The sequence below is a fragment of the Plantactinospora alkalitolerans genome (assembly GCF_015690345.1).
Lineage (GTDB): Bacteria > Actinomycetota > Actinomycetes > Mycobacteriales > Micromonosporaceae > Plantactinospora > Plantactinospora alkalitolerans.
Map to the genome: position 1 here is coordinate 1 of NZ_JADPUN010000023.1, position 6,434 is coordinate 6,434.

4 protein-coding genes and 2 pseudogenes are annotated in these 6,434 nt (G+C 66.2%); 4 read left to right on the top strand and 2 right to left on the bottom strand.

Translation table 11 applies throughout. From position 1 onward, the window contains the following. Positions 1 to 151: 151 nt before the first annotated feature. Positions 152 to 412 (top strand): annotated as a pseudogene (locus I0C86_RS00485) (IS982 family transposase); the annotation flags it as partial. A gap of 91 nt (positions 413 to 503) precedes the next feature. On the opposite strand, the gene I0C86_RS00490 reads toward I0C86_RS00485, so the two are convergent. After that, complete coding sequence (locus I0C86_RS00490) at positions 504 to 3,632, bottom strand: DUF3427 domain-containing protein (RefSeq protein WP_196199146.1); 3,129 nt, start codon at positions 3,630 to 3,632, stop codon at positions 504 to 506. A gap of 36 nt (positions 3,633 to 3,668) precedes the next feature. Next, complete coding sequence (locus I0C86_RS00495; RefSeq protein ID WP_230393290.1) at positions 3,669 to 4,364, bottom strand: flavoprotein; 696 nt, start codon at positions 4,362 to 4,364, stop codon at positions 3,669 to 3,671. An 87-nt stretch (positions 4,365 to 4,451) separates the two neighbouring features. Here I0C86_RS00495 and I0C86_RS00500 point away from each other — a divergent pair, with 87 nt between their 5' ends. The 3 genes and pseudogenes from I0C86_RS00500 to I0C86_RS45700 form a co-directional block, all read left to right on the top strand. Beyond that, positions 4,452 to 5,663: a helix-turn-helix transcriptional regulator gene (locus I0C86_RS00500; protein ID WP_196199147.1), complete on the top strand. Its 1,212-nt coding sequence runs from the start codon at positions 4,452 to 4,454 to the stop codon at positions 5,661 to 5,663. A 400-nt stretch (positions 5,664 to 6,063) separates the two neighbouring features. Beyond that, on the top strand, positions 6,064 to 6,324 hold the full coding sequence (locus I0C86_RS00505) for a hypothetical protein (RefSeq protein WP_196199148.1): 261 nt from the start codon (positions 6,064 to 6,066) through the stop codon (positions 6,322 to 6,324). Next, positions 6,321 to 6,434: pseudogene (locus tag I0C86_RS45700) on the top strand (DivIVA domain-containing protein); the annotation flags it as partial. The gene I0C86_RS00505 and the pseudogene I0C86_RS45700, both read left to right, overlap by 4 nt.

Consider the following 6,434-nt stretch of genomic DNA (forward strand, 5'->3'; position numbering starts at 1 on the left):
CGGCGACCCTCGCGATCAACGACGCCACGCAGACGTTCCCACCCCAGATCGACCCCGAACGGCAGGCCATCATCGACGCCCTCACCCCGAGCGGACCTCAGGCACTAACGAAATGACCGAACTCGGGTTCGAGCGGCAACTCGCTGCCCAGGGCATCGAGCTGCTGCGACCGTCCCGCAAGCGGGAGAAGGCCCACTACGGCGAACCGATGCTCAAGAAGGTCCGCCAACTCATCGAGTCGGTCAACGACACCCTCAAAGGCCAACTCGACCTGGAAGAACACGGCGGACGGACCTTCGAGGGCGTCGCGGTCCGAGTCGCCCAACGCCTGCTGGCCATGGCCGCCGCGATCTGGCACAACAACAAGACCGGCGCACCCGTCACCCGGTCACTGATCGCCTACGACCACTGATCCATTCGGAACTACTCGTCTAGAAAAGAGCAAGCTTCGAAAGCTTTGATTCCGTGCCCCGCTGATGAGGATTCTGGCCCCAAACGGAACATCAAGCGGCGGTAGCGCGTGCGGCGGCGTACACGTCAGGCGGGAGGGGATGGGTAAGTTGCCAGATGACCCGCATTGGACGGTCGTTGGTGTGTGACCTGTACGTCATGGGGCCGGCGTACAGGTAGGGCGGGGCACCCAGGTCGCCGTCGCGTACCTTGGTTTCTCGGACGAAGAGGTGCACGGTCGACCCGAGGTCGCCATGGTGGATGTAGCGCTGCCCGGTCGGTGACCCGGTTGAGGTAGTGCTCTGGGACTCCCATTGGAATAGTTCCTCGGTGATAGCTCGGTCGGCGTACATCGTGGTGGGCGAGTAGTGGAGCTCGGATTTGATCAGGGTGACGAAGAACAGGTCCGCCCGCTCGCTCGGGACCCACTTCACACCCTCCCGGAGCTGGGTCGGGTTGGGCACACCGAAGCTGGCGCAGGCCTCGTCTCGGCTGTAGTGGGCGTGGGGCCGTAGCGGTACGGTTGCCGACACCGGTCCGAGGGTGATGCGGTGGATCCGTCCCCGGAGTACCTCTGCGAGTTGGGCGATCTCCTCACAGCGGTCCGGATGTTTCCACAGCCGGCGTAGTCCTTCGTCCGTCCGGTCGAGGGGAATCTTGTTGCCCCAAAGCGCGATGTGAAGCAGGTCGGCGAGCCGGTCGGTGCCTGAGCGTCCACCAGCGGCGACTTCCTGGAGCAGCTCAAGTCGGTCTGGGTCGTCCAGGTGCAGCATGCGACCGATGGCGGCCCCGAGCGTGACGTCATCCGGACCGGGAAGCGTGCGGCCTAGACCGGCACGGCGCCGCAGCCCGGCCCAGCCGCCCATAGACTTGCGACGGTAGACATCCTCCACCTCCAAGCCAGTCTCTCGAAGGAAGTCGGCGAGTGTCACATCCCCGAGTTCGCGCAGTTCGGCGGTGAGGGTCGCTGTCGAGTTGGGCAACGCCGACTTTAGGTTGGCCAGCACGACGTCCTTAGCCACGCGGTCAAGCTCGATGTGACAGCCGCTGGGCAGGTAGGGAAAGTCGTACTCGATGGCGTTGCTCAGGGCTCGGCGGCTGACCCCGGTCAGCGCCCGCCAGCGGAGATCAAAGCGGAAGTTGGCGTGCTGCCCGCCGATGAAGTCGAGGACGGTGAGGCAGGCTTTGCCGTAGTCGAGCCGAAGGCCACGGCCGAGTTGCTGAAGGAAGATCGTTGCGCTCTCGGTGGGACGCAGCAGCAGGATCGTGTCGACCATCGGTAGGTCGACGCCCTCATTGAACAGGTCAACGGTGAAAAGCACTCGCAGTTCGCCGCGCCGAAATTGGTCGAGTAAGCGTCTGCGGTCCGCAGGATCGACTCGTGACGTCACCGCTGCGGACGGCACCCCCGATCCAGCAAAGCGCTCGGCCATGAACTCGGCGTGGGCGACACTGACGCAGAACCCCAGCGCGCGCATATTAGCTACGTCGACCTTGTCGCGTATCGCCTGGAGGATCTTCGAAACGCGTGCGTCATTGCCGGTATAGAGATTGCTCAGCTCACTCAGGTCGTAGCCCTGCCCGCGCCGCCAGCGCAGCGTCGCCAGATCCACGTCATCATGTAGCCCGAAGTACTGAAATGGCGCAAGGAGCTGTCGTTCCAGTGCCTCCCAGAGGTGGAGCTCGACCGCCGTACGTCCGCCGAACCACCGGCGAACGTCACCGCCATCGGCTCGGTCAGGAGTGGCGGTTAGCCCGAGGAGTTCGCGTGGCTGTAGTCGCTCCAGGAGCCGGGCATAGGTCCGCGCTTCGGCGTGGTGAAACTCGTCCACGATCACCATGTCGAACCGCTCCGGCGGTAGATCCTCGTCGGCAAGCCGGTGCAGGGACTGAACGGAGGCGAAGACGTGGCGCCACTCTTGCGGCTTTTCTCCACTGACCAGGACCTCGCCGAAACTGCCGTCGCGAAGGACCTGCCGGAAGACCGAGCGGCTTTGCCGAAGGATCTGTTCCTGGTGCGCAACGAAGAGCAGCGAGTTGACGCTGCGATCCCGCCGAAGGTCGCGGTAGTCCAGGGCAGCGACGACGGTCTTGCCGGTGCCGGTCGCCATGACGATCAGGTTGCGGTGCCGACCATGGACCAGACGCTCGGCCGCGAGATCGGCGAGGATACCCCGCTGATAGCCGTACGGGTGAACGTCGATATTAGCGATTTCGACGTCGGGGCTGTCGCTGTCGACCAACCGCTGGCCACGCGGCTGGTGGTGCCGGCGCTCGCTGCGCAGCGCTTGCCGGAGCCGACCTCCGTTCTTGGCGGGGACGTACGTCTCAAACGCGGGGTCGTTCCAGTAGTCGGTGAACGTCGCGTCAAAGGTGTCGATGACGTGCGGCTGCTCCAGGCTGGATACCCGGATGTTCCACTCCAGGCCATCAACCAGGGCAGCACGGGAGAGGTTCGACGAGCCGACGTACGCGGTCGCCACGCCGTTGTCGCGTCGGAAGAGCCAGGCTTTGGCGTGTAGCCGCGTGGTCTTTGTTTCGTACGAGATCTTGATGTCGGCGCCCAACTCGGCTAGCCGGTCCACTGCGCGCTGATCAGTTGCCCCGAGGTAGGACGTGGTGATGACGCGGATCCGGCCGCCTCGGGCCGTTAGCTCTCGGATCGGCCGCTCCAGCATGCGCACGCCGTGCCAGGTGATGAAGGCGCAGAGAAGATCGACTTGATCTGCGGAGGCCATCTCGTAACCGACTTCGTGGCCGATGCGCGGTTGGTGCCGGCCATTGACCAGTAGGGCGCCAGTGGACAACGGCGTGCTGGGACGAGCCGGGAAGTGTGTTCTGGCCGGTGGCGTAGGGGGATGAGCGATGGCGGTGAGGAGTTGCCGGTGGGCCTCCGTCACCTGGTCGTCATCGCCCGCTGCTCGTGGCTCGATAGCAGCAATGCCTTCGGCAATCCTGTTGGCTATCTCGATTTGCCGGTTCAGCCGCTGGGGGTCATGGCTGCCACCGACCGCGTTCAGTGCGCGTAGGGCCAGGCCGGCGATGTGTCGGGCGAGCACCTTGTCGGCGTCGGCCGGGTCGAGATCGTCTCTCTGGACCAAGGTGGGATCCACCTGCTGGAGCTTGCTCGCGAGCTCGTTGGTAATGAGGTGTTCGTAGATGCCGCGCGCCAGCTCTGTCACCTCGACGAGGTTAGACCCCTCAGACAAAGATCCGGATCAAGATGAAGTCTGGATGCCAGTCGTTCGTTCAGTCGAAGGGTTAGCGGCGGCAGTTGAAGCGTCGCCGTGGGCTCGGCGCTGTAGGCGTGACATCTCGGCTGACAGCCGACGCCATTGGAAGTCCTCGCCTGGCGCTACCGGCCGCAGTGCCTCGGCCGGGGTGAACACCACTCCGGCATCTCTGAGTACCTGCACGTGGCGCTCATACGCGGGATGCGTGATGAGTGCTTTCTTGGCGTACGGGGAGACGAGGATGGGCAGCCGTAGTCCGAGTAGTTCGTTGAGGACCCCGAGGGCAAAGTTGTCGCTGATGCCGAGCGCCCACTTGTTGATCGTGTTGAACGTCGCGGGTGCGACCAGGACCGCGCTTGCGTCTGGAAGCGCGCCGGGCTCACCTGGCCTTCGCCAGTCCGAGCGCACCGGATAGCCGGTCTGCTCGGCCAGGACGCTTGCGTCGACCCAGGTCGCCGCCGTCGGGGTGGTGATCACGCAGACGGTCCAGCCGTCCGCCATCAGCAGTGTGGCGAGTTCGTCGACCTGGAGGGCCGGCGGAGCGGCGCAGACCACGAGGTATAGGACGGGTTGCCGTTCCATCACATCGACAGTCTCGCGTACGCCATCGAGCGGAGCGTTGTGTTCAGGTTGTCGTCGCGCTGCTCCGGCGTGGCGCATGGCGACCCATCGCCGCGCCATGCATGGCAGTCGCTGCGGCACTGGTAGTAGACGGTCGACGGGCGTACCGTCGGGGTACACGATGTACCCAACGCGGTGAGGTGTGCCATGACGGACCAGACCGAGCCCACACCTGGCAAGCGGGTCGAGCGACTTCGCCGCGCGGCAGGACTGTCCCGGGAGCGGCTTGCCGGACTCGCTGGACTGTCCCCGACCACCGTGAAGTTCATCGAGAACGGCAAGCGGTCCCTGACCCTACGGGCCGCCCAGCAGATCGCCCCACATCTTGGAGTCCGCGACCTCGGTGACCTGTTCGGGCCGACGGTCACACTGTCGCTCGACAGCAGGCCTGCCCACCCGAGTGTTGAGGACGTTCGTAGGGCCCTGACTGCCTGGCACGTCAACATCGGCGGCGAGCCGGCGTCGCCGGAATACCTGCGCGGTGCGATCGACGCGGCGTGGCAGACCTGGCATACGTCCAGGCACCAACGGTCGGAAGCGGGGACGATCCTGCCCGGCCTGCTCGATGCCACCCAGCGGGCAGCTCGGCTGCACACCGGCGCCGACCGACGACAGGCGCTCGCGATGCTCGCGCAGTCGTACCACCTCGCTCAGGCGTACCTGGCCTGGCATGGAGACCGGGAGCTGTGTTGGCTGACCGTTGACCGAGGGATGGCAGCAGCCTTGGATGCGGACGATCCGATCGCCGTCGCCCAGGCGATCTGGTATGCCGCCCACCTACTCCGGTCCGTCGGCCGTGGTGATGAGGCGCTGGAGCGTCTCCACGAGGCGAAGGCGCTGATCGAGCCACGGGTTGCGGACGGTCCGGTCGAGTATGCGGAGATGCTGGCAGACCTGCACCTATGTGCCGCCCTGACCCGGGCACGCACAGGCGACCAGAGTGCCTGGTCGGAGTGGGACACCGCCAGGGATGTAGTGCACCGAGCGTTGCCGCCGGGTTTCGTCGGCCTGCGTACCCGGGTGTCCCGCCCACTGGTCGAGGTGTACGCGGTGATGTGTGCGGTTGACCTCGGGGACCCCGAAGAGGCACAACGCCGCGCCCACTCGCTCGACCCAGCGTCGATCCCCTCAACCGAGCGCCGTGGTCGGCACTACGTGGAGCTTGCCCGCAGCGCCGACCTGGAAGGGGCACGGGAAGCCACGCTGCATCTGTTGCACAAGGCGGACGCGACCTCGCCGGAGACGGTGCGATACAACCCGGCGGCCCGGGACATCCTCAATCGGCTTGCGACCGAAGCCCCGGCGTCGATCCGGGCTGAGGCAATCGAGCTGGCCCAACGCGCAGGCGTGACGCCGTAGGGGGACACCCTGTAACCGGGTACGTCCTGTACCCCATCACCCACTTGTGCCGCACCTACGGTAACCGCACGGTCGCGGCGAGGATGTCGCATCGGCGATGCTCCTGAGTGGAGCCATGCTGTTCATTCCGCCGTGACCGCCGTACCCGGACGCGGTGACACGACCTCCGTCAGCACCTGTCATGGCCGCGCATCGCGTTCGCTCTGGCCGGGATCGGTGCCGTTCCCCCGTGCACCGATCCCGGCCCTCCAGACCGGGGTGTGGCGGTCGACGCAGGTCGGGCTCGGCCGCCACGCCCCTTCCAAGCAGTGGGAAGCGGCCAGGGGTCGGTACGGGCGCGCTACTACCAGCCGCCCCGGCCCAGCGCCGCTTCACTACACGCGGACGGCAGGGGAGGGTCATGGATCGGATTGACGAGGTGTTGGGTGAGGTGCCGTTGCCGCCGTACGTGACGGCGGAGGATGTGGACTTCGCGGTACGGGCGATCACGGTCCACGCCCCCGAGCAGAGGCCGGGCGGGCTGCGGTGTCGCAACGACCAGGCGCCGCATCCGTGTCGGCTGCACCGCTGGGGTCAGCGGGTGCTCGCCGAACGCGGCCTGTCCGAGGCCCAGATCAGTGCAATGGTCGCGCACTACGGGGCATCGGCGGTACGGCGATGATCTACCGGTCCGGTGACCGTCTCGGCGCGCATGTCGTCCGCGCCGCGACCTTCGTAATGCGGCGGTGGCGCGGCGGCCTCGACCCGGATGAGGTGTACGCCTACCTGCGC